This window comes from Atopococcus tabaci DSM 17538, assembly GCF_000429585.1.
Lineage (GTDB): Bacteria > Bacillota > Bacilli > Lactobacillales > Carnobacteriaceae_A > Atopococcus > Atopococcus tabaci.
In genome coordinates this window covers 18,679-40,341 of sequence record NZ_AUCD01000003.1, presented here as the reverse complement: position 1 = coordinate 40,341, position 21,663 = coordinate 18,679, and the positions used below count along the sequence as shown (strand labels likewise).

At 48.5% G+C, this 21,663-nt stretch carries 21 protein-coding genes; 6 read left to right on the top strand and 15 right to left on the bottom strand.

Features of this window, described 5'->3' with window-relative positions; translation table 11 throughout:
* Nucleotides 1–48: 48 nt before the first annotated feature.
* The 5 genes from murQ to G470_RS0101240 form a co-directional block, all read right to left on the bottom strand.
* Complete coding sequence (gene murQ / locus G470_RS0101260) at nucleotides 49–948, bottom strand: N-acetylmuramic acid 6-phosphate etherase (RefSeq protein WP_028273243.1); 900 nt, start codon at nucleotides 946–948, stop codon at nucleotides 49–51.
* A 166-nt stretch (nucleotides 949–1,114) separates the two neighbouring features.
* The gene (locus G470_RS12315; RefSeq protein WP_051258351.1) at nucleotides 1,115–2,023 is read right to left on the bottom strand and encodes a metal ABC transporter permease; all 909 of its coding nucleotides are present in this window, start codon (nucleotides 2,021–2,023) and stop codon (nucleotides 1,115–1,117) included.
* Entirely contained in the window at nucleotides 2,013–2,948 is a 936-nt protein-coding gene (locus G470_RS0101250; RefSeq protein WP_240470618.1) for a metal ABC transporter permease, read from the bottom strand. The genes G470_RS12315 and G470_RS0101250 overlap by 11 nt, the downstream gene beginning before the upstream one ends.
* Complete coding sequence (locus G470_RS0101245; RefSeq protein ID WP_156907890.1) at nucleotides 2,945–3,703, bottom strand: metal ABC transporter ATP-binding protein; 759 nt, start codon at nucleotides 3,701–3,703, stop codon at nucleotides 2,945–2,947. The genes G470_RS0101250 and G470_RS0101245 overlap by 4 nt, the downstream gene beginning before the upstream one ends.
* 21 nt (nucleotides 3,704–3,724) lie before the next feature.
* A complete protein-coding gene (locus tag G470_RS0101240) occupies nucleotides 3,725–4,660 on the bottom strand; it encodes a metal ABC transporter solute-binding protein, Zn/Mn family (RefSeq protein ID WP_205617865.1) in 936 nt (311 codons plus the stop codon).
* A gap of 143 nt (nucleotides 4,661–4,803) precedes the next feature.
* Here G470_RS0101240 and G470_RS0101235 point away from each other — a divergent pair, with 143 nt between their 5' ends.
* Nucleotides 4,804–5,460, top strand: coding sequence for a metal-dependent transcriptional regulator (locus G470_RS0101235; RefSeq protein WP_028273239.1), 657 nt, complete (start codon nucleotides 4,804–4,806; stop codon nucleotides 5,458–5,460).
* Between the two features lie 222 nt (nucleotides 5,461–5,682).
* Here the strand turns inward: G470_RS0101235 and G470_RS0101225 are convergent, their stop codons facing one another.
* Together G470_RS0101225 and G470_RS0101220 are read right to left on the bottom strand one after the other, a co-directional pair.
* Nucleotides 5,683–7,191 carry a DUF1846 domain-containing protein gene (locus tag G470_RS0101225; protein WP_028273237.1) on the bottom strand — a complete coding sequence of 503 codons (1,509 nt, stop codon included), beginning with the start codon at nucleotides 7,189–7,191 and terminating at the stop codon, nucleotides 5,683–5,685.
* 127 nt (nucleotides 7,192–7,318) lie between these two features.
* Complete coding sequence (locus tag G470_RS0101220) at nucleotides 7,319–7,927, bottom strand: Maf family protein (RefSeq protein ID WP_028273236.1); 609 nt, start codon at nucleotides 7,925–7,927, stop codon at nucleotides 7,319–7,321.
* Nucleotides 7,928–8,059: 132 nt separating this feature from the next.
* Between G470_RS0101220 and G470_RS0101215 the strand changes: the two genes are divergently transcribed.
* Nucleotides 8,060–8,485 (top strand): hypothetical protein, encoded by a 426-nt coding sequence (locus tag G470_RS0101215; RefSeq protein WP_028273235.1) that lies wholly within the window; start codon nucleotides 8,060–8,062, stop codon nucleotides 8,483–8,485.
* Between the two features lie 17 nt (nucleotides 8,486–8,502).
* Here G470_RS0101215 and G470_RS0101210 read toward each other — a convergent pair whose 3' ends face one another.
* Nucleotides 8,503–9,063: a DUF1697 domain-containing protein gene (locus G470_RS0101210; protein ID WP_028273234.1), complete on the bottom strand. Its 561-nt coding sequence runs from the start codon at nucleotides 9,061–9,063 to the stop codon at nucleotides 8,503–8,505.
* Between the two features lie 169 nt (nucleotides 9,064–9,232).
* Here G470_RS0101210 and G470_RS12310 point away from each other — a divergent pair, with 169 nt between their 5' ends.
* Nucleotides 9,233–9,874: a YczE/YyaS/YitT family protein gene (locus G470_RS12310; protein ID WP_051258350.1), complete on the top strand. Its 642-nt coding sequence runs from the start codon at nucleotides 9,233–9,235 to the stop codon at nucleotides 9,872–9,874.
* Between the two features lie 115 nt (nucleotides 9,875–9,989).
* Complete coding sequence (locus tag G470_RS0101200; protein WP_028273233.1) at nucleotides 9,990–10,682, top strand: plasmid pRiA4b ORF-3 family protein; 693 nt, start codon at nucleotides 9,990–9,992, stop codon at nucleotides 10,680–10,682.
* Between the two features lie 242 nt (nucleotides 10,683–10,924).
* Here the strand turns inward: G470_RS0101200 and G470_RS0101195 are convergent, their stop codons facing one another.
* The 5 genes from G470_RS0101195 to G470_RS0101175 all read right to left on the bottom strand — a co-directional run bounded on the left by G470_RS0101195 (nucleotide 10,925) and on the right by G470_RS0101175 (nucleotide 17,651).
* Nucleotides 10,925–12,859: a BglG family transcription antiterminator gene (locus G470_RS0101195; protein WP_028273232.1), complete on the bottom strand. Its 1,935-nt coding sequence runs from the start codon at nucleotides 12,857–12,859 to the stop codon at nucleotides 10,925–10,927.
* 104 nt (nucleotides 12,860–12,963) lie between these two features.
* A complete protein-coding gene (locus G470_RS0101190; RefSeq protein ID WP_035444821.1) occupies nucleotides 12,964–14,925 on the bottom strand; it encodes a PTS fructose transporter subunit IIABC in 1,962 nt (653 codons plus the stop codon).
* Nucleotides 14,926–15,071: 146 nt separating this feature from the next.
* Nucleotides 15,072–15,812, bottom strand: a complete 741-nt coding sequence (locus G470_RS0101185; RefSeq protein ID WP_028273230.1) for a sugar phosphate isomerase/epimerase family protein — start codon at nucleotides 15,810–15,812, stop codon at nucleotides 15,072–15,074.
* 108 nt (nucleotides 15,813–15,920) lie between these two features.
* Nucleotides 15,921–16,931 (bottom strand): alcohol dehydrogenase AdhP, encoded by a 1,011-nt coding sequence (adhP, locus tag G470_RS0101180; RefSeq protein ID WP_028273229.1) that lies wholly within the window; start codon nucleotides 16,929–16,931, stop codon nucleotides 15,921–15,923.
* Between the two features lie 171 nt (nucleotides 16,932–17,102).
* The gene (locus G470_RS0101175) at nucleotides 17,103–17,651 is read right to left on the bottom strand and encodes a hypothetical protein (protein ID WP_028273228.1); all 549 of its coding nucleotides are present in this window, start codon (nucleotides 17,649–17,651) and stop codon (nucleotides 17,103–17,105) included.
* 283 nt (nucleotides 17,652–17,934) lie between these two features.
* On the opposite strand from G470_RS0101175, the gene G470_RS0101170 reads away from it, so the two are divergent.
* Nucleotides 17,935–18,714 (top strand): histidinol-phosphatase HisJ family protein, encoded by a 780-nt coding sequence (locus G470_RS0101170; RefSeq protein ID WP_028273227.1) that lies wholly within the window; start codon nucleotides 17,935–17,937, stop codon nucleotides 18,712–18,714.
* Between the two features lie 242 nt (nucleotides 18,715–18,956).
* On the opposite strand, the gene G470_RS0101165 is transcribed toward G470_RS0101170, so the two are convergent.
* Both G470_RS0101165 and G470_RS0101160 read right to left on the bottom strand, forming a co-directional pair.
* Entirely contained in the window at nucleotides 18,957–19,685 is a 729-nt protein-coding gene (locus G470_RS0101165) for a hypothetical protein (RefSeq protein WP_028273226.1), read from the bottom strand.
* Between the two features lie 163 nt (nucleotides 19,686–19,848).
* The gene (locus tag G470_RS0101160; RefSeq protein WP_028273225.1) at nucleotides 19,849–20,583 is read right to left on the bottom strand and encodes a plasmid pRiA4b ORF-3 family protein; all 735 of its coding nucleotides are present in this window, start codon (nucleotides 20,581–20,583) and stop codon (nucleotides 19,849–19,851) included.
* Nucleotides 20,584–20,715: 132 nt separating this feature from the next.
* Here G470_RS0101160 and G470_RS0101155 point away from each other — a divergent pair, with 132 nt between their 5' ends.
* The gene (locus tag G470_RS0101155; RefSeq protein WP_084172024.1) at nucleotides 20,716–21,621 is read left to right on the top strand and encodes a nuclease-related domain-containing protein; all 906 of its coding nucleotides are present in this window, start codon (nucleotides 20,716–20,718) and stop codon (nucleotides 21,619–21,621) included.
* Nucleotides 21,622–21,663 lie beyond the last annotated feature (42 nt).

Sequence of the window (21,663 nt, the reverse complement as noted above, 5' to 3'; positions counted from 1 at the left end):
TTCCTTAACCCACTCGATGCGACTGGTAATGCGTGTGTTTTCCCTCCTTTACGATTGTTTGATTGCTTCTCTCACGAAACCGTCCGCTTCTTCCAGACGGGTTTCGGCTGTTTCCTTGTCCACATCCGTCAAGTACATCACGATAGCGGTCTTGACGTGGTGATCCGCTTTTTCGAAGTACTCAGCGGCTTCTTCATAGGTGCAGCCGGTCGCTTCCATCAAAATGTTTTTCGACCGTTCTTCCAATTTGATGTTGGAAGGCTGCACATCGACCATCAAGTTTTGGTAGACTTTCCCGATGCGTACCATGGATGCCGTCGACAACATGTTCAACACCAATTTTTGAGCTGTTCCTGCTTTCAACCGGGTGGACCCGGTCAAGACTTCCGGACCGGCATCCACTTCAATCGCAATGTCTGCGTACTGGCTCATTTTGGCGTTTTTGTTGCACGAAAGAGAGACCGCGGTTGCGCCTGTTTCTTTAGCGTATTCCAACCCGCCGATTGCGTAAGGCGTCCGTCCGCTGGCGGCGATTCCAACGACTGTGTCCTTTTCGTTCAACGACAAAGCACGCAAATCGGCTTTCGCCAATTCTTTGGAGTCTTCCGCCCCTTCCACCGCATCAATCATCGCCTTTTGACCGCCTGCGATGAGGCCGCGCACCATATCCGGGCTGACGCTGAACGTCGGCACACATTCCGCCGCATCCAACACACCCAACCTTCCGCTGGTTCCGGCGCCCATATAAATCAACCGTCCACCCTGTTGGAAGGACGCCACAATGGCGTTGACCGCATCTGCAATTTCCGGCAGCGCCTCTTTTACGGCCGGCGCCACTTTTTGATCTTCTTCATTCATCGCTTGCAAAATTTCTTCTATTGATAACGTATCCAATTCCATGGTGACTTTGTTTCGTGTTTCCGTGGATAAATGGTTCAACTTCTCCACACGCTCACTCCTTTTTGTGTTTCCTTGCTTATTTACCTACAGTATAATGTAATCGCTTTCGGATTTCAACATAAAATTTTATTTGTTTTGTTTTATTTATGAAATATTTTTTCTGAGTATATACAAAAAGCTGCACGACGGATGAATGCCGTGCAGCTTCGTTGGTTTAATGAATGCCTTCTTTTTCCAGCCATGTGTAGAACTCCCGTTTCTGTTTTCGGCGTAAAGCGGCTTTTTTAATCCACCCTTTTTCCGGCGAAAACAGGAATGCCAGCAAACACGTGACTCCGGTGACGACCGCCGCCATTCCCGCCAAGGAAGTGTCCAGCAGAAAAGCCAACTCGATGCCGATCAAGCTGTTGATGACAGCCGCCAGGACGGCGATGCCGATCATCTGTTTCAACCGGTTCGTGAGCAAGTAACCGGTCAATGCCGGTCCGACCATAAAGCCGACCACTAAGATTGACCCCACCGAGTCGTACGCTCCCACAGCGGTGAGTGAAACCAGCGTCATCAGACCGTAATGCAGCAGCGCCGGTGAAAATCCGACCGCCGCCGCAAATGCGGGATCAAACGTCGTCAGCTTCAACTCTTTGTAAAACACCCCGATGAAGGCGGCGTTCAATGCCAAAATCACGGACATGGTCCACAACGATTTCGGACCCAAATCCATTCCGAACAGCGTCAACCTTCTGAACGGCGCAAAGGCCAGCTCCCCCATCAACACGGAGTCCGCGTCCAAATGCACATCTCCGGCGTACCGGGTGATCAAGATGATGGCGATGCTGAAAAAGAGCGGAAACACAATGCCGATTGCGGTGTCGTTTCCCAACAGCTTGGTGCGTTGGAGCGTTTCAATCAGCCAGACGGTGGCCACGCCCATCAAGGTGGCGCCGATCATCAACAGCGGCGAATTCAAATCTTGTGTGATGAAAAACGCCAGCACAATGCCCAATAAAACAGTGTGCGTGATGGCATCCGACATCATGGTCAAACTGCGCAGCACCAAAAACACTCCCGGAAGCGCGCAGGCCACCGCCACAATGACGGCGATCAATCGAATTTCAACCAACATACTCGTTCGCTTCCTTTCTCGTTTGTAATTGTTGTGCGTATTTCTGTTTGCGTTTTTTCTGTTCCAACTGTTTCATCAGCAGGCCGCGTTTCGGCGCAAACAAAAGACTCGCCATCACAAAAATACTCAGCACGACGACAATGGTCGGGCCTGTGGGAATCTGGTGTCCGATGGAACTGAGCGTGGTCCCAATCACTCCTGAAAGGAACCCGAACAAACCGGACAGTCCCATCACACCACTCAACCGGTCGCTCCATTGACGCGCCGCGACAGACGGTCCGACCACCAACGCACTCATCAAGATGACGCCGACCGATTCCAGTCCTAAAATGATGACGACAACCATCATGCCGGACAACAGAAACTCCAACAGCGTGCCTGAGAACCCAAGTGTCTGCGTGAAGACCGGGTCAAAGGTGTACGCTTTGAATTCTTTCCAAAACAGCCCCACCACCAACAGCAGGACCGCTCCGATGCCGGCAATGGTTTGAACGTCTTGGATGAGCATCGCCGACGCCTGCCCGTAAATGAACGTATCCAACCCGGCCTGATTGGCGTTCGCGCTGCCTTGGATATGCGTCAACAACACCAAACCCAGTCCGAAAAAGCTGGAGAGGATGAGCGACAAAGCACTGTCAAATTTCACGACACGTTTGCGGCTCATCCATTGAATCAATGCCGTAGCCGCCAATCCACTGGCCGCCGCTCCCAACATCAAGACCACCCATTCTTTCCGGCCGATGAGCAGGAACCCAATCGCGATTCCCGGCAGTGCGGCGTGGCTCAACGCGTCCCCCAAAAGACTCTCTCCCCGGATCGTGGCATAGGTGCCGATCACTCCGCTCAACAATCCCAGGAAACCTGTTCCCAAAGCGACCACTTGAAACGTGTAATCGGTCAGTAAACTGATCAGTTGGTCCATCATCTTTCACTCACCCCTGATTGGACAGTTTGTTCTTTGCGGTATGTTTCTTCAATATTCCCTTCTGTGAAGGTGATTTCTGTGGGGCCGGCCGCAATGATCTGCCGGTTCAAAAACACCACTTCGTCAAAATACTCTTCCACTGTCTGCAGATCGTGGTGCACCACCATGACCGTCTTGCCTTCCAGAACCAGCTCCCGCAGCAGCTGCATGATGATCCGTTCGGTTTTGATATCCACGCCCGCCAGCGGTTCGTCCAAAATGTAGATGTCCGCCTGTTGCGCCAAGGCCCGCGCCATGAACACCCGCTGCCGCTGCCCGCCGGAGAGCTGACTGATTTGACGGTCTTTGAATGCTTCCATGCCCACTTTTTCCAACATTTCTTCCGCCAGTTGGATGTCGTGTTTTCTCGGCCGCTTAAACCAGCCGAGGTGTCCGTACCGGCCCATCACCACCACATCCAACACGGTCGTCGGGAAACTCCAATCCACCGAACTCTTTTGTGGCACATACGCGATGGCTTTCTTCACTTCCGAGTAAGCCGCATCCGTTTTTCCGGCCGCAGAAAAGGACACGCTGCCCGCCACCGGTGGATGCAGGTCCAACATCGCTTTGATCAACGTCGACTTCCCTGCGCCGTTTGGACCGATCAGCGCCGTCAACTTGCCTTTATAGATGTCTGCCGAGACATTCCACAAAACCGGCTGGGACTGATACGCCACAACTACTTGATTCAATGAAATTGCTATTTGAGTCATCTGTTTCATCCTTCTTTCTCTTTATTTCAGTGCGTCCACAATCGTGTCGATATTCGAACGGTACATTTTCACATACGTTTCTGCGTTTTGCGCTGCATCCCCGAGGGCATCCGAGAACAACTCCCCGCCGATGGTGACTTCCCATCCGCGTTGCTGGACCGCTGCTTGGAGGGATTCGATGGTGCGGGTCGGCACCGAGCTTTCCACAAAGACCGCTTTGATCCGATGGTCTGCCACGAACTGCGCCAAGTTGCTCACGTCGCGCGTGCCGGCTTCCGTCTCCGTGTTGAGTCCCTGCAGGCCGATGACGTCAAATCCGAATGCTTCCCCGAAGTAATGGAAGGCGTCATGGGCGGTAATCAAATAGCGACTTTCTTCCGGTACTTCTTCGATACGGGCGGCGATATATGCTTCCAGTTTGTCCAACTCTTTTTGGTACCGCTCGTTGTTCGCCCGGTAGTCTTCTGCGTGTTCCGGGTCGATGACGCTCAACTTTTCTGTAATGTACGCGGCGGAGTGTTTCCAGTTTTCCACGCTGAACCAAATGTGCGGGTCATATGCTTCCGCAGAATCATCCGAAGCCAACAGATTTTCTTCCGGGATGCTTTCTTCGAGCACCAGCACGTCTTTCCCCTGTTGGTCCAGTCCTGAAAACACTTCCCCCAGCTGGGCTTCCAAATGGAGTCCGTTATGCACGACCACATCGGCTTCCATCATATCGATGACATCTGAAGCGGTGGCTTGATAACCATGGGGGTCCACACCCGGCCCCATCAATCCTTCCACCTGCACATGCTCTCCGCCGATCTGCTCCACCAAATCGGTGATCATCGTTGTGGTTGTCACAATCTGCAAAGCATCGGTATCCTCTTCCCCGGCTTCTGTCGCGGTCCATTGGCAGCCTGCCAGAAAAACGGCCACCATCCCGATTAAAAGAAAAGCTCTTTTTTTCATCATTGGTCTCCTGCTTTCCGTTATTTTAATTCTATTTTTAGACTAGACTAAAAATAGAATAAAGTCAAACTAAACCTACCTATTCTTGGAAAGTTGTTTTCGGTGGGGTATACTGGATATGACAAGTACTCAAAAGGAGCGAGTCAATGACGCCCAGCAAAGAAGATTATTTAAAGACGATCGTGGAACTCGGCGGTGAAAACCAAGTGGTGAACAACAAGCAGTTGGTTCAGGCTTTGCAAGTTTCCGCTGCTTCCGTGACCGATATGAACGCGAAATTATTAAAAGAAGGCTTGATCACCCACATTCCTTATAAAGGGGTTCAAGTGACCGAGAAAGGATTGCGGATTGCCAACCAGTTGATCCGCAAACACCGGATTTGGGAAGTGTTTTTGGCTGAAAAACTCGGCTATGACTGGAAAGAAGTGCACGCGGACGCCGATCGGTTGGAACACGTGTCATCCGACCTGTTGATTGAACGCCTCTTTCAGTTCTTGGGAGAACCGGAAGTCGATCCCCACGGCGGGAAAATCCCCAACCAGGACGGCACAACGGACAACGCCTCTTTCTGCCAATTGATTGACTTGGGTATTGGAGAGCCGTTCTTGGTAAAAGAAGTGGACGATGACACGGATTTATTGGAGTACTTGACCCAAAAAGGCATCCAGCTCGGCGCGCACTTCCGCCTGGTTGACAAAGAACCTTACGAAGGTCCGCTCACATTGGAATCCCCGGACGGTTCAAAGACCATTCTAGGATACAAAGCCGCACTCAATATATTCGTCGAAAAGATGGAAGATTAAGCAGGTCCCTGTCTCTATGGAGGCAGGGACTTTGTTTGCATTGATGATGAGAGGGAGTCTCAAGGCACTTATTGCTTCCGCTCACGAATTATTTGCTTCGAGAACGGGTCTCAATGGAGTTATTCCTGACTTTTTCAAAATAAGTCGCTTGAGAGGCCCCATACCTATGCAAAAAGCCCTCCTGCACGCGCAGGAGGGCTTTTTCAGCTCATGAGCTCATGTTTAATTGTAGTACAAGTTTTCAGTGGCATACACCGGGTCGTTGGTGACATCAATGCCGAGTTTCTTCAATGTCTGCTCGTTTTCGCGGCTGAGGATGGCCGTGGAGTGTGCCTGTGCCCCTTCCAGATTGCCCAGCTGGTTGTACGCCAACGTCGCGGTCGGGTTGGTCACTGCACTGATCGCCAATGCGATCAACAACTCGTTCGCGGTCAACGTCGGAACCCGGCTGTGGAGTTCGTCTGTTTTCAAGCGTTGGATGGTTTCCAAAATCATCGGCGCCAACAAGTCGATTTCATCCGCAATGTTCGCCAGTGCTTTCAAACTGTTCAAAATCGCAGCGGCGGATGCATCCATCAACGGTGTGGTCCGGCCGGTGATGAGTTCGCCATTCGGCAGTTCCATCGCAATGACCGCCTGCAAGTTGGAACTTCCGATGCGTTCTTGTACTTCCAGGGCATAGTCGCGTGCCGGGATAACCGGAACACGGTCTTCTTTTTTCAAATCGGTCTCTTCCAAAATCACTTGCATCCGGCGCAGCGTCTCATCGTCCGCGGTGCCTTTTTTGTAGTCATTTTCCACGGCAAAGGCGCGGCGGAGAATTTCTTGTTTGGCAGCGTCTTTTACCACTTCGTCATCGGTGATGCCGGTTTTCAAGCGGTTGACGCCCATGTCGGTCGGAGACAGATACACGGATTTTTTGCCGGAAATTTTTTCAATGATGCGGCGGATCACCGGGAACATTTCCATGTCGCGGTTGTAGTTGACCGCCACTTCACCGTACGCTTCGTAATGGTAGTTGTCGATCATGTTGACGTCTTTCAAGTCGACGGTGGCCGCTTCATACGCGATGTTGACCGGGTGTTTCAACGGCAGGTTCCATACCGGGAAGGTCTCGAATTTGGCGTAACCCGCTTCTCTTCCGCGTGCGTATTCATGGTACAGCTGGTTCAAGCACGTAGCCAGTTTTCCGCTGCCTGCTCCCGGAGCGGTCACGACCACAATCGGTTTGGTCGTTTCGATGTACGCATTTCGCGCAAACCCGTCTTCTCCCATGATGGCGTCGACATTCGTCGGGTACCCTTCGATGGAACGGTGCGTGTACACCTTGATGCCGCTTCGTTCCAATTTGCTCATGAAAATTTTGACGTTCGGCTGGTCTTGGTAACGGGTGATCAGCACGCTGTTTACCGGAATGCCGTATTCCCGGTATTCATCAATCAACCGCAGCACGTCACGGTCATACGTGATGCCGTAATCTCCGCGGATTTTGTTGCGTTCGATGTCGCCGGCGTAGACGCAGATGATGATTTCCGCTTGGTCTTTCAACGTGGCCAACAACTTCATTTTCGCGTCTTCGTCAAACCCCGGAAGCACGCGCTTGGCATGCATGTCTCCAATTAGTTTGCCGCCGAATTCCAAGTAAAGTTTGTCAATGTTTTCCACTCGTTCCAAAATATGGGCGGATTGTTCGTGTAAGTATTTCTCTGTATCAAAGCCGATTTTTTTCATATTTCCTCCTGGTTGCACTTTTTTGTTCACTTGTTCGCAGGATGCCCCCTTTAAATCATACTTAACTATTATAAATCTTTAAGTGAATTTAACAAGTGGCCTGCGCCAGAAACTTCCTTTTTAAGAGCTACCTGTCCGAAAACTCCTGCAGCGCACGGTTCACATACGCCACCGGCAGACCGATGACGTTCGGGTAATCTCCGTGGATTTCCGCCACCCACAACGCAGCTTCTTCTTGGATGCCGTACGCACCCGCTTTGTCCATCGGGCTTCCGGAAGCCACATACTGTTTCATCTCCCGGTCCATCTGTTCATTCCACTCCAAAAAGCGGACCTCTGTTTCCACCGACCGGGACACCACTTTCTCTCTTGTTTGAATGCTGAAACCCGTCAACACCGCATGCGACCGGCCTGCATACGAACGCAACATCGCATACGCTTCTTCTTCGTCTTTCGGCTTGCCCAAAATTTGGTCGTCCTGCACGACAATGGTGTCCGCCCCGATGACCAGCGCACCCGGATGGGTGTCCAACACTTTTTTTGCCTTCTCTTCTGCTAGGTGTTCCACCAATGTTTTGGCGCGTTCAAGAAACGGTTCTCCGCCGCCATTTGCCATGACGCGCTCTTGGATGGTCCGCTCGTCAATGTCCGCGGCTTCCACCTCAAACTCTTTGATTACCTGCTGCAACAGCTCTTTTCTTCTCGGGGATTGACTGGCTAATATAACTTTCTTCATTTCCTGCCTCTTTCTTTTTTCCTCTATTGTACGCTCTCCATGAAAAAAATGTCACGGATTCCGACTGAAAAAGTTTGCGTTTCATCATTTCGAAAATGTGTGCTATTTTTATAGTTGTGAGGAGGAATAAACATGTCACTTATAGAACGCATACAAGCTTATTTAGAAACGTACTACCCTCAATTGATGGAAATGGCCGATGAAGACGGCGGGCATTATTTCGAACACCGCTGCCTCTTCGGCCACCACCCTTCCCTGGTGGCGGTGACGGTGGACAGAAAGGTACAGACCATCACCCTGCAGGTCATGATTGGAAAATATTTTGACTGCCATGAATCGGAACTCGATGTGTACCGAACCGTCAACGAGTTGAACAAAGACTACAAATTTGCCAGTTTTTCAGAAATCGACGGCGCTTTAAATTTGGAATACCACTTGTTGGTGGACTCGTCGGGCGAAGAGATTCCGCCGATCATCGAGCATTTGTTGCTTCTGACGGCAGCCGCCAATGACATCACCGGCGCGAATGTCTCGTTCGACTTCGCTTTGGACGAATAAGAAAAGAACCGCCCCAGTCACCGAGACAGTTCTTTGTGAAGCTTTTGGGATTTCTCCAATACTTTCAACGCCGTGTTGTAATTGCGGATGGTGAAGTATGGGTAACACTCTTTTTTCGCCAGTTTGGAGTATTGGGTTTTGTAGTATGCTTTGCGGTCTTTGAAAGCCGAAGACCAAAAGATCATCCCGTATTTGCAGTAAATCTGTTCGTATTGGGGATCTAGTTCGCCGATTTCCTGCAGCGCTTTGTCAACGGGATAGTTGTGGGTCAAAAAGAGGACGTTGTGCCGCCAGTCTTCATTTTTTCCCCACCACTCCGGTGCTTCCTCCAATGCTTTTTTATAATAAGCAAACGGAATCGCTGTATACGAAATCTTCATATCGAATGTTTTGTGCAATCGTTTTTCTACATACGGTTCAAACAAACACTCAGAGGAGTCATAAATCACGCAGCCCGTGTTGCCGACCGTTTTCACTTTGGAGGCACCCAAGGCCGCATACATCTCTTTCAGTTCTTCCATGGAAACTTTTTTCTTCCCCCCGACATTGATGCCGCGGAGAAAGCCCACACACAGCATCTCACTCCCTCCTCCCTGCACTTTCCTTCACCCTTATCATACACCGGCAGCTCACGAATTAAAACGATTTCATTCTGTGTTTCGATATTTGTCATAAAAACGCAATTGACATCGTTTCATTTGAAACGTAAGATTGGAGTGCTTAAATAAAGTGAAAAAGAGGGGAAAAATGAATCGTATCAAACAAATAAGGCTGCTTTTCTCATTGTTGGGAGTTATGTTGATCGGGGTTGCTATCGCATTTCTGCGTATCGCTGACTTGGGAACCGATCCCTTTTCAACCTTGAACTTGGGCATCCATTCATTGACGGGCATCCGTTTCGGTACCTTGAATATTTTATCTAACTTAGTCGGTCTCATCATTGTGTTTTTCACTGCACGCCGTTTCATCGGCTTGGGAACAGTGCTCAGCATCCTTTTGGTCGGAAACATTTCTGACTGGGTCTTGGCCCTTTTCCAGTCACAGTTTGGAGATGTGTCTTCATTCTGGCTCCGGCTCCTCCTGGCGGTGATCGGAATCGTGGTTGTAGCGATGGGAGCGTCGTTGTACATTGCTGCAGATTTGGGTGTGTCACCAGTGGATGCATTGCCGATCATCCTCGAGGAAAAATCTAACGGCAAGATTTCATTCCGGGTGGCGCGAGTGACATTGGATGTTCTCTACACCGTTCTCGGTTTTTCATTCGGAGCGACCGTCGGCATCAGCACCGTCATCACCTCCTTCTTCTTAGGACCGTTGATGCATTTCTTCCGAACTCGATTCCAACGTGCGTTCGACCGGTTCAACGCCCCCTCTTCGACCATTCATTAAACGATTCGATTCGCAAAGATTCCTGGACGCAGATGCGCCCGGGAATCTTTTTTTCTTCTTGCGTTCTCTTCTTTCCTCCAGTACAGTGGGAACAGCACTATAAGGAGGACAGGGAATGATTTATCAACTGTATGTAACCCTGAAAAACGTGGGAATTCCTGTCTGGCGGCGCCTACAGGTTGACGGCAGCATGACCTTTCAAGAATTCCACCAAGTCTTGCTGGTCGCTTTCGACTGGACGGGTACCCACCTGCATGATTTTGAAATCTACAAATCAAGCGGCAAACACATCAAACACCTGCGAATCGGCAGCGCAGAAGATGCGGAAGAATCTGAATTTTATCAAATGAAACAGATGGAATCCTTAAAAGAAGAATTCACCAATGAGCTGATTTTCCACGACATCGTGGACGACTACCTGAAAAACGCCGCACGCGACCATTTCCATACTGCGTTCAACGAAAGGAACAACGGGTTCGGTCACTTGTCCTGCCGCCAGTTTCCCCGGACGCTCGATGAAGAAACCACCCTGTTGTCGGAATGGTTGAAACAAAAGAACGACTCTGTCTTATTTACGTATGACTTCGGGGAGAATTGGTCGCACGTCGTGGTGCTGGAAAAGGTGATCGAACACGACTCTTTCCTTCCCCTTCCAGTCTGCATCGACGCGGAAAACAATACTCCTGACGAAGACAACCGCAGCGGACTCATTTTGTTGAACGATGACCAAGAAAGCATTGTAGACGCAATCAATAGTGAGCTGCACGAAGGACCGCCGTGGCGCGGGGCACCAGTTGGAGAACAATAAAATCGATCAGACATACCATGTCCATCGATGGCTCCTCAACGCAATTAATTCCTTAAGAAGCAAATAACTCGTCTGAGAATGGTTCTCAGACGAGTTATTTCTATTATCCCTTGAATCATTCCTCCGAGAACGCTTCTCAAGAGAATTAATCGGACGACTGATGATTTATTTCACCTGAGAGAAGGAATCAAGTCAATAAAACGGTACTCTCTTTATTTATTTCTTCCGAGACAAGATTCTCTTCACCCTTCTCCAAAATCCGACAAAAACGCCACGACATTCTGCTCGTTTTTCATCCGTTGCAGCAACTCCGTTTGGTCCATCAACCGGTGGACATAGGCGAAAAATCCTTTGGCGTCGTTGTTTTTCAAGTCTTCTTTTCTTACCGCCACTAAAAAGAGGACAGACACCGATTCGTTCCCCCACTGAATGGGTTCCTTCAACGTCATGCAGCTGATGGTCGGTTGGTTGACATAAGCGGAGTCACCGTGCGGAAGGGCAATCCCTTTCCCGATGGCCGTCGACGCCCGTTCTTCACGTTCCAACACGGTGTCGAGATAAGGTTCTTCCACGTAGCCGCGGCGGATGATTTCCTGGCACATAAACGTCAGCGCTTCTTCCCGCGTTTCAAATTCTTTTTGCAAATGAATCAAAAATGGCTGCGAATAATCCAGCAAGGAAAAAGAAGACGGCATTTCCGCTGAAAATGTCTGTTCCGTCAATTCCAACATATCGCTGACTTTATCTAGTTCTTCTTCATGCAGCAGCGGAGAAATCATCAGCACAGGAGTTTCCGCCACCTCCAAAGGTAAGGTGGTCAGGATGAACGCCAACGGATGGGTCCGTACGAAAGTATCCACCTCGTCTTCCGACAGAGTGACGGTGCGCTCGATTTCAGGAAAGCGACTTTCAATCTTGGCCTGAATGAACGCCGATACTCCCACGCCGTAGTGGCACACAATGCCGACTGCCACCTCACGAGTCTCGGAGACTTTCTGCCTTTCCAAAGCGCCTTGAAAATGAACCGTCAAATACCCGATTTCTTCTTCCGGCAGACTCCGCTGTTCGTTTTTCCAACTGCTTTCCACGACACTTTGGATGAAATAAAATAGGTGGACATATTCTTTTTTGATTTCTTTTAATAAAGGATTGGAGATGACCAAGCCGTTTCCCAGACGAGATGCGGTGGTGGTCAGATGCAGCATCAAGTTTTCCCGTAACAACTGATCTTGGTCCAAAGGCAGTTTGAACAGGTCCGCCACTTCTGAAATCAGCTGCTGCACCAACTCTGCGACCCATTGAGGATGAGAGTCGTCCTGTGTCTGGTCTGCATGCCTACTTTGAAAATGCAAGGCTAGGTACGTGAGTTCATTCACTGGAAAACGAACGGCGATCTTTTCTTCAATGGTTTTGGCCAATTGGGCAGCCCATTCATAAAAGACTGTCTCTCGTACGCTGGTCACTTTTTCCTTCGGCAGTTCCACCGGCTGCTTCAGGTGCAGGCGCTTGACTGTAAACAACATATGGAGTTTCAGTCCTTCCAACTCTGTTGAATTGAACTGCACATCATGTTTCCGCATCAACTGGTCAAAGGCCTCTTCCACAACGGAAATTTCTCCGGGTTCAAAAAACTGAAACAGCATTTTTTCCTTTGAGCTGAATGTGCTCAACTGCTTCACTGTGTGAGACAAGAGAGCCCGCTTCCCTACTTCCGTTCCTTCAATGGTTGTACCGGCACTTTGAATCGACCGGACGGTTAGTTGATAAGGTCTGCAAATCTCTGCCAACGCCTTCAAGTCCTGGCGAATCACAGGTGCAGACACATAGTGCTCTCGGGCTAAAGAGTCGATAGTGAGGGGCGTTTTGGACATCAACAACTGGTACAAGACAAACAACTGCCGCTCTTCCGCTTCCAACGGTGTGGTGCGTTCCAGCTCCCAGCTCCACCTCATCAATTCTTTCCACTGTTCTGGTTCGCATACCAAACGCACGCCGGTACCCGGCTTGCGTTCCACCGGCGGGAAGCCTCTCTCTTCCAATTCCACCGAAAAAGATGCGAGATCGTTCCGCAGTGTACGAACAGAGCAACCCAACTGTTCTGCCAGGCTCTGCATCGTCTCATACTGTCCTTTTTGATCGATCAGCTGTTTCAACAGCTGTATTTTACGCTTGTCCATCGTCTGCCCCCCTTTCCATTCTTTGCAGCAAAAAAAGCATCCTCCGCATGAAAGAATTCCCTTTCATTATACGGAGAATGCCCGAATGATTCAATTTGATTTTGTTAAGAGACGGTCTTCAACAGCTCATAAGCGTCCGCTTTTGTTTCCACGCTCAACAAGTCTTCCCGGAACTGATCGTCCATCAATCGACGAGACAACATTTGCAAAATCTTCAAGTGAGCGTCATTTTGGTTTTCTTCCGGAACCGCAATCATGAAAACCAATTTGGCCGGCGTGCCGTCCAAACTGTCCCAGTCGACGCCTTCCAGTTTGCGCCCGAATACCACGCTCGGTTCTGTCACCGCGGACGATTTCCCGTGAGGAATGGCGATGTTCATGCCGATTCCGGTTGTGCTCTCCGCTTCACGGGTGAGGATCGCTTTTTTAAATTCGTTCGTCGAAGTGACGCTTCCGTGTTGAACGAGTTTGGCGATCAATTCATCCATGACGCCTTCTTTTGTGTCGTTTTCCAAGTCCAGTTCAATCAAGTTGGAAGTCAAAATATCAGTCAGTTGGTTGATCTCTTTCGTTTTGGATGGCGAGGCAGGTGCCGGCACCACTTCTGTACTGCCGCGGGTTTCGACCGGAGCAGCGGTTTCCGCAACCATCACTGGTTCTTCGATGTCTTTCTTCAACACTTTGAGCAACAGCATGGTCACAGCCACTCCGACCGCTACCGCCACAAAGAACATCAACACGTTGTCCACTGCTCCAAGAACCGCCACAATCGGTCCGCCGTGCGCCACTCGGTCCCCGACACTTCCCAGAGAAGCCACGACCGCTCCGGCCATTGACCCAACCACGATGCTCGGGATGACACGCAACGGGTCTTGTGAAGCAAACGGGATGGCGCCTTCCGTGATGCCGAAGAGTCCCATCGTGAAGCTCGCTTTCCCGGTTTCTCTTTCGCCCTGCGTGAATTTGTCTTTCATCACCAAGGAAGCCAGTCCAAGCGCAATCGGCGGAATACAGATAGCGACCGCGATTGGTCCCATGATTTCATAGTTTCCTTCCGCAATCATCCCCGAACCGAACAAGAACGCCACTTTATTGAAGGGTCCGCCCATGTCGATGGCAATCATGGCGCCAAGGATCATTGCCAACAAAATGCTGCTGGCGCCCTGCATACCTGCCAGCCAGCCCGTCAACATTTCGAAAAATGCCGCAATCGGCTGTCCGATCAGTAAGATAAACAACAGTCCCACCACAACAGACGAGAGGATCGGAATAAAGATGATCGGCATCACCGACTGCATCGCTTTCGGAACCTTCGCCCGTTTCAGCCACAAGGCCACGTATCCTGCCAAGAAACCGGTGATGATGCCGCCGATGAAGCCGGCCCCGGCTTCACTTCCGTAAAAGCTTCCGTCCGCTGCGATAAAGCCGCCGATCATTCCAGGCACCAATCCTGGACGGTCTGCGATACTGTAAGCAATGAATCCCGATAGAATAGGAATCATGAGTGACATCGCTACGCCGCCGATGGAATTCAGCGCGGCCCAGATGGTTCCTTCAGGGATAACGATGCCTTCCGGTGTCGCTTCCCCGCCGATCGTCAACGCAATCGCAATGAGCAGTCCACCGACGACCACGAACGGCACCATGTAAGAAACCCCGTTCATCAAATGACGGTAAATCGGATTCTCCCGGTCTTTGCTTTGTGTTTGAGCCGGTTCCTGCGCCACGTTGGCTTCTCCGTACACTTTCGCATCTCCATTCACAATGCGTTGGATCAATTCTTCTGGATTTCGGATTCCTTCCTGCACCCCAACGTTGACCAGGCGTTTGCCTTGGAAACGGGATTTGTCCAAATTCGTGTCCGAGGCAATGATGATGCCGTCCGCCTCCCGGATTTCTTCATCTGTTACCGCGTTCTCCACCCCGATGGAACCGTGCGTTTCGACTTTGATGTCGATGCCCATTTTCTCCCCGGCTTTTTGGATATTCTCTGCAGCCATGTACGTATGGGCGATGCCGACTGGACAAGCCGTCAACGCGACAATCTTTGCTTTCTTTTCTGCCATGTCTCTCACCTTTCCTTTTCTTGTTACTCTTATTGTATCCCTTTTCATAAGGTTAGAAAAAAAGGATTCTGCCAGAGATGCGGCAAAAATGATTTAATTAAAAAACTCTTCGCGAAGGTATATCTGTCGCAAAGAGTTTTTCTTTCTTATTTCGTGAGTTTTTGAATTTCTTTTTCCACCGTCTCAAATGGGTTCGATCCGCATGGGTATTCGATGGCGTAGTGGATGTCTTCAGGGAAAACCTCCATCACATCAAACATTGGCACATCGCCCTCGTCCACCAGCGTCAATTCATGCGTGTCGGCGTTGACGTTTTTCATATGGACAAAAGAAACGTCTTCTTTTAATGTTTCGGCTGCTTTCACCGGGTCCTCTCCGATGATGAGGAAATTTCCGGTATCGAACGTCAACGCGGCCGGAATACCGATGTCCAACAATTGCTGGAGGAGCCGCTGCAACTTTTCAGGTGTGGAATAGTCGCTTTGGTCGTTCTCCAATGTCAAATGGTGAATATAGTATTCTTCCATCAGCTCTTCCAACATTTCCATTTCTTCTTCGGATGGAGCTTCTGCATAGCCGGCGACAATCTTGAGCTGTTTTGCGCCCAGCATATTGTATTCCTCGAAATATTGAACCAGCGTGTCTTGTTCCAAGAGTTTTTCTTGGAACAAGATGTCCGGAACCGAATAGAACAACTCCATTTCCAACGCTTGAGCTTTTTCTTTCAATTCCGTTAATTCGTCTTCATCGCGTAGGTATTCTCTTCTGATTTCCACTTTCTTGATGCCAAGTTGAGGGATACGGTCCAACAAATCGATTTGATGCGTCCCATTTTTGATGAGTTCGTCAAATACCAGCGTATTGATGACCAAATTTTCTTGTTTCATGCCGTCGCTCCCTTTCCGGAGTTCTTTCCCTCATCGTACTACAAATCATCTGGCACTGAAACCAAAAAAAATACCAGAATTGAATTATTCTGGCATCTTTTTGTCTAGTTAGTTTTTCAAATCGATGACCATACGTCCGGTGTATTTTCCTTGTTCCATTTCTTCAAAAATCTCGTTGATTTCTTCCATTGGACGCATCTGATATTTCGGAACCACTTTTCCTTCAGCCGCAAACTGGAAGGCCTCCCGCAAGTCTTGACGGGTTCCAACCAACGAACCGATGACTTCAATGCCGTCCAGTACCAAACGTGGGATGCTTAAGTCCATTGATTCTGACGGTAACCCGACAGCAATGACTTTCCCCCCTGCTCGGAGTGAATCGACCGCTTGATTGAATGCCGATTTGCCGACTGCTGTAACCACTGCAGCGTGTGCGCCTCCGACTCGTTCTTGCGCCACTTTTCCTAAATCTTCCTTCAATGGATTCACACAAATGTCTGCGCCCATCTCTTTTGCGAACTCCAACTGTGCGTCATTGATGTCCACGGCAATGACTTTCAATTCAAAGACATTTTTGGCGTACTGCAAAGCCAAGTTCCCTAAGCCGCCCATTCCTGAAATGACCATCCATTGGCCAGGAAGGGTATCAGCCACTTTGATGGCTTTATAGCAAGTCACACCAGCACATGTGATGCTGCTGGCCGCTTCAGAAGACAAGCCATCTGGAACTTTTACGGCGTAATCTGCAGTGACAATGCATTGTTCAGCCATCCCGCCATCGACGGAATAACCAGAGTTTTTCACTTCACGACAGAGTGTCTCACGCCCAGTGGTGCAATATTCACAGTGTCCACACCCTTCAAAGAACCATGCTACACTGGCACGATCCCCTACTTTCAAAGAAGTGACGCCTTCTCCCACTTCTTTGACCACACCAATTCCCTCATGTCCCAGCGTTCTACCTGCCACATCGCCAAAGTCCGCGTTTTTGACGTGCAAATCGGTATGGCAGACTCCGCAGCATTCCATATCCAAAAGCGCTTCTCCGTATTTCAACGGGCGTATATCTTTTTCTACGACTTCCGCTTTACGGTCTTTTGTTGCAATAATCGCTTTCATGAATCTTCCTCCTGTATAGGGTTTTTTGTGAATGTTTTAACAATTGTATTATATCGTTTTCACTAAAATCATCAATACTAAAAATAAAAATTTGTTACTTTTTAATTAGATTGTTAATTAAATCACATAAAACTAACAATAAAAAGTGCTGGGATTTCTCCCAACACTTTTCTACATATCTTCTGAATGAAGTTCAGGCAGTTCGTATTCGTACTCTGCCAATTCTTCTTCGGTCATAGCATAAAAGGGCTGGTCGGTTGCAGTAAGGAGAAATTTCGTGCCTTCTATTTCTTGCAACGTCACTTCAATGGTTCCCGAAGTGTCTTCTAACACATAGGCGCCGTCTGCTTTTTGTACATACTCAATCACCAATGTGTCGCCTTCGATTGTTTTCCCGGTGATTTCCATCGTTTCATATTCGGACAACCACCATCCCACAGTGATGTCTTCTTCCGTAATCGTGATCACCGAATCCACGTGTACCGGTTCATCGGGAGAAAAATGACCGTAGTTTCCTATAAAATCTTCAAATGTGTACGTTTGTTCCACTTCTTCTGATGCTTCCACTACCACGCCAAGACCGATATCAGGAAGCGCACCTTTTGCGATTTCCATACGATCTTGTATGTAACCGGCTCCATCCTCTTCAACTTCCATAGCTGCATACCCAGCTGCTGCAATTGTTACAACCAATGCACCTGCTACGACTCTTCTCAACATCTGAATCTCCTCCTTATTCAGACCACAGATACCAATTGACATGTAATATGAATGCGATTTCATCAAGTTATCATCATTATATAGCATCCGTTCTTCAAGCGCCACCCCTTTTTGTATAATATTAACAACTCCCACAATCATGCAAAAATCTTCCGAAAAAGCAAAAATAACGCCTTGAGACTTTTCAGTCTGCCCTCTTTTACTTTCTCTTAACGCATTGTTGAAGTGAATTCCATACGCGTTTGCTATACTGGAGACAAACAGTCTTTTAGGAGGAAATGCAATGACTTACTATGATCAACATATGCATACCCATTTTTCACCTGATTCATCAGAAACATTCGAGAACTATTTGGAACAAACGGACGGCGTGATCGTCACGACGGAACACTTGGATTTCAACGATCCATACAACGACGGAACGGACACTGTTCTCGATTACGATGCGTATATTGAAGAAATCGAAGGGTTGAACTTACAGTATGGCGGACGCATCCGGCGCGGCATCGAAGTCGGCTACACTCGTGAATCCTTCCCGCAAATCCAGTCTTACTTAGAAGGCAAGTCGTTTGACGTCGTGCTGTTGAGCGTGCACCAAAACGGCGAGTACGATTATTTGATGCCGGTGGTGGACACAAAAAATCCAAAAGACGTGATGAACGAATACTACGACTTGTGCCTGGAGGCTGTCCGTAATGTGGACCAGGCCAATGTATTCGCGCACTTCGACTACGGCATCCGCCGTCTGGGCGTTTCAGTGGAAGAACTGAAAGAGTTCGAACCGCAGCTGACGGAGTTGTTGAAGGAGATTGTCCGCAAAAAAATGGCGCTGGAACTCAACACTCGCAGCATGTACGAATATGGAAACGTCGATCTGTACCGCTACGTTATCCAGTTGTACCTGCAATTGGGCGGCACACGCTTCAGCCTCGGATCGGACGCCCACTCCACCGACAAATACCGGTACCACTTTGAAGACGCCGCGGATTTGCTGCGTGAGAATGGCGTGATTTCTGTGGTGCAGTACAGAAACCAAGAAGAGGAACTGGCGCGTTTGGATTAACTTTTTTTGGGATGCCCCACTCTTTCGTGAAACACTGGCTCACGGGAAAGTGGGGCTGCTTTTTTTGATTCATTTTTACGTGACGCAAACTTTCACAGAAGAGTAAGCCAGTTTTTTTCGCCCACTCTTTCGTGAAGCTTACTTTCATGGAAAAGTGGACACGCATTTAAATAAACAAAAGAGGCTGGAATCCATCCAGCCTCTTTTCTATACCGCGAGCAAGTTGTGTTTTCGATGATTTTTTACATGTCTTCGGAAATAAACTCCGGAATTGTAAAGCCGTAGCCCACCGCTTCCTGTTCTGTTACAAATTTGTAAGGTTCGCCGCCTTCGATAAATAGTGTTTTCTCGCCGTTCTCTTCTTTCAACGTCACCGCAAACGTTCCCCAGATGTCTTCTGGAACGTAAGCGCCGTCTGCAGGCTGGAAGTAGTCAATGATCAACGTGTCGCCGTCTACGAATGCATCGGTGATTTCCATCGTCTCGTATTCAGACATCCACCAGCCGACTGTGAGGTGATTGTTCGAAATCGCCAGCAGCACTTCCATATGTGACGGATCGTCGGCGGAAAACAAGCCGTAGTACCCTCTAAAGTCTTCAAATGTATAGGCTTGTTCCGATTTTCCTTTTGTCTCCGTGGTTAAAACCGGTTCAGCCGCACTGTCCGCCGAGGCCGCCTCTGTTTCTTCCAGAAGTTCAGCGTCGGGTTCCACATCTTCATCTGCGGAATCGACTGCCGCTTCCACTTCCGCTTCAATAGACGCCTCTTCTGTCTCTTCACTTATTGTTGCGGCAGGTTCCGGTTGTTCTTGGTCATCCTTTTCTGCATCCGCTTCTACAACGGATTCATCCAAAATTTTTCCATATAATCCGGGTTCGTTGTTGGAAGTATCTTCTTCTGTAGGACCGCCATTGGCACACCCGGAAAGAAAGATAGTGACAAAAGCAACTCCTGCGATGATTTTCTTCATCCGCTTCTCCTCGCTTTCCGTCTGCATCGTCCGAGAAACAATTTCCTTATGTTTACTATAGGTAAAACCCTTCGTCGGATGCCAATGATATGCATTGTGGATTTTCGTATGCAAAAAGCTCCTGACATTATCTCTGTCAGGAGCTAATTTAAATCAAGTTAATTTAATGGCTGCGGTATTTGTCTTCAATGATTCGGTAATTGTCATGGTGGATTTGGTCCCATTCCGTTTTTTTGTATTTGAGACCTTTCATCCATTCATTTATCCATGTTGGATTGTATTCTCTAAACCGCTGTCCTGAAGCCCATTCTACAGTCTGTTTGTGATCCGGATGGGATGGGTTGCGGTAGACGTCTAAAAACTCATAAAACCCATCCAGTCCTCCCACATCTTCAGGCGGAGCTGTCTCTGCCCCGTCTAATAGCGTCGGATACCCAAAATGATAATCCTCCACCACTTGTTCCAACTGGATGGTGAAACGCCAATCATCCCCATAGTCGTATAAGTAATCGATGGTTTTATCTTTCTCAAGATAGTTGTCAATTTTTAATCCGGTGGGTTTCCGTACGACAACCTTTAATCTGTTTTGATGATTTTGCTCGAACTCCAAGAACTCTTCGGGAGTCTCTGCTAACCGTTTCTCAAACACTTGTTTATTTTTCTTGTACGCTTGGTGCTCCAAGTAACGTTCATCATTATTGGTCACCACCATGTCTTCTTCCCTTAAATCGAATTCGTAAAAATGATAGAAATCCCTTGGGTAACCGCCTTGGAAATTGGTCACAGATTGGATCACATCATGCAGCCGGTTGAACGTCGCTCCTGCCGGCATAATCACTTTACGCCAAATCAATGGGCGTGAGTTGTCCAGTTCAATACGGATAATATACGCTTTCAAATAAAAACTCCTTTCACGGTGCTTCGACTTTCACTAACTATACCCGACACAATTAGCATTTGAAAGAAAAAAAGCATCTCCTCTTTTTTGCGTATCTTAATTAAAGAGAACACTTTTTTGAAGGAGGCCGTCATGATACTGAAAACACGCACGAAATCTGTCACGCATCGAGTATATGAGTTGTTGCACCACCGGATGAATTTATCAGCGAAGGAAAAACGGGACTATGAAAATCAAGTGAAGGGCTTCGAGGGAGAGCTGCAGTTTGATTCTTTCATGAAGCCGTATCACGAATCAGGCATCGTATTGAATGGATTGAATTTGAGCAACGGGGATTATGAGTTTCAGGTGGATAGCTGTATTGTTTTGAATGACGTGCTTTACTTATATGAAGTGAAAAATTACAGCGGCAGCTACTATTATAAAGACGGTCAGATTTATTCGCAGTCGGGTTACCTATTGTTAAGTCCGCTGGGTCAGACCGATCGCAGCATGGTCCATTTCCATAACAAACTGCGCAGTCTCGGTTTCCGCGTTCAAATCAAACCCTATGTCGTGTTCGTCCATCCTGATTTTTTTGTCCACTCTTTTCCGCCAAACGACTCGTTTTTATTTCCAAATCAACTGCACGCCCATTTTAAACATATGTTCAGTCAAGGCGGGCAGGAGACGATTAAGGAAACCCGGTTAGCAAATCAAATTCTGGCGTTACATAACGAGAATTACCGCCCGAAGAACTTGCCGGAATATCGTTGGGAGGATTTGCGAAAAGGCATTTTGTGTCCTGAATGCTTTTCTTTTGAACATGCGGACACTCGTCAAACCTGCTTCTGTGTTGCATGCGGACACAAAGAGACAATCGCGGATGCCATTTTGCGCAGCGCGAAAGAAATATGGTTATTGTTTTCAGATATGCGGCTGACCACCAACTTGGTGTGGGAGTGGTGCGGTGGGATTTATTCGAAGGAACGAATTCGAATTGTGTTGAAAAAGAATTTCCAAAGCCACCTATCTCGCCGAATGACTTATTATACTTAAGCCACTCTTTCGTGAGGACATGTTTCACGAAAGAGTGAACAG

What these genes read in the sequence shown, in the direction of transcription:
- G470_RS0101250 (WP_240470618.1), bottom strand. Translation starts at nt 2,948, where the DNA reads ATGATGGACCAACTGATCAGTTTACTGACCGATTACACGTTTCAAGTG.
- G470_RS0101215 (WP_028273235.1), top strand. Translation starts at nt 8,060, where the DNA reads ATGTCACTTATAGAACGCATACAAGCTTATTTAGAAACGTACTACCCT.
- G470_RS0101170 (WP_028273227.1), top strand. Translation starts at nt 17,935, where the DNA reads ATGACTTACTATGATCAACATATGCATACCCATTTTTCACCTGATTCA.
- G470_RS0101220 (WP_028273236.1), bottom strand. Translation starts at nt 7,927, where the DNA reads ATGAAGAAAGTTATATTAGCCAGTCAATCCCCGAGAAGAAAAGAGCTG.
- G470_RS0101155 (WP_084172024.1), top strand. Translation starts at nt 20,716, where the DNA reads ATGATACTGAAAACACGCACGAAATCTGTCACGCATCGAGTATATGAG.
- G470_RS0101210 (WP_028273234.1), bottom strand. Translation starts at nt 9,063, where the DNA reads ATGCTGTGTGTGGGCTTTCTCCGCGGCATCAATGTCGGGGGGAAGAAA.
- G470_RS0101165 (WP_028273226.1), bottom strand. Translation starts at nt 19,685, where the DNA reads ATGAAGAAAATCATCGCAGGAGTTGCTTTTGTCACTATCTTTCTTTCC.
- G470_RS12315 (WP_051258351.1), bottom strand. Translation starts at nt 2,023, where the DNA reads ATGTTGGTTGAAATTCGATTGATCGCCGTCATTGTGGCGGTGGCCTGC.
- G470_RS0101245 (WP_156907890.1), bottom strand. Translation starts at nt 3,703, where the DNA reads ATGACTCAAATAGCAATTTCATTGAATCAAGTAGTTGTGGCGTATCAG.
- G470_RS0101175 (WP_028273228.1), bottom strand. Translation starts at nt 17,651, where the DNA reads ATGTTGAGAAGAGTCGTAGCAGGTGCATTGGTTGTAACAATTGCAGCA.
- G470_RS0101235 (WP_028273239.1), top strand. Translation starts at nt 4,804, where the DNA reads ATGACGCCCAGCAAAGAAGATTATTTAAAGACGATCGTGGAACTCGGC.
- G470_RS12310 (WP_051258350.1), top strand. Translation starts at nt 9,233, where the DNA reads ATGAATCGTATCAAACAAATAAGGCTGCTTTTCTCATTGTTGGGAGTT.
- adhP (WP_028273229.1), bottom strand. Translation starts at nt 16,931, where the DNA reads ATGAAAGCGATTATTGCAACAAAAGACCGTAAAGCGGAAGTCGTAGAA.
- G470_RS0101225 (WP_028273237.1), bottom strand. Translation starts at nt 7,191, where the DNA reads ATGAAAAAAATCGGCTTTGATACAGAGAAATACTTACACGAACAATCC.
- G470_RS0101195 (WP_028273232.1), bottom strand. Translation starts at nt 12,859, where the DNA reads ATGGACAAGCGTAAAATACAGCTGTTGAAACAGCTGATCGATCAAAAA.
- G470_RS0101240 (WP_205617865.1), bottom strand. Translation starts at nt 4,660, where the DNA reads ATGATGAAAAAAAGAGCTTTTCTTTTAATCGGGATGGTGGCCGTTTTT.
- G470_RS0101185 (WP_028273230.1), bottom strand. Translation starts at nt 15,812, where the DNA reads ATGAAACAAGAAAATTTGGTCATCAATACGCTGGTATTTGACGAACTC.
- G470_RS0101200 (WP_028273233.1), top strand. Translation starts at nt 9,990, where the DNA reads ATGATTTATCAACTGTATGTAACCCTGAAAAACGTGGGAATTCCTGTC.
- G470_RS0101190 (WP_035444821.1), bottom strand. Translation starts at nt 14,925, where the DNA reads ATGGCAGAAAAGAAAGCAAAGATTGTCGCGTTGACGGCTTGTCCAGTC.